The sequence below is a fragment of the Bacillus cereus group sp. BfR-BA-01316 genome (assembly GCF_022664195.1).
Lineage (GTDB): Bacteria > Bacillota > Bacilli > Bacillales > Bacillaceae_G > Bacillus_A.
Genome location: NZ_JAKUGX010000119.1, coordinates 1 through 242, shown reverse-complemented (window position 1 = coordinate 242; position 242 = coordinate 1). Strand labels below are relative to the sequence as shown.

The window sequence follows — 242 nt, the reverse complement described above, 5'->3', positions numbered from 1 at the left end:
GAGAAACCTCGGGAAAGGATGTGATGAGTTGATTTACTATACTTATGTCCCACATTCCCCGGACTACCCTTATTTATATTATCCCCCCTATTATGATGATCGAACAGCTTATCCAATGAACCCCTATTATAATAATCGAACAACTTACCCAATAAATCCCTATCATAATGCTTATTCTTATTATAATTATCACGCTTCTCCCTATCCTTATTTAGAAAATGCAGAATCTCATGAAAATACTA

General features: G+C 34.7%; 1 protein-coding gene. It reads left to right on the top strand.

Going from position 1 to position 242, the window contains the following annotated elements:
• Window positions 1–28: 28 nt before the first annotated feature.
• The coding region (locus MR071_RS25260) for a hypothetical protein (protein ID WP_375337527.1) at window positions 29–242 on the top strand (214 nt) is incomplete at its 3' end.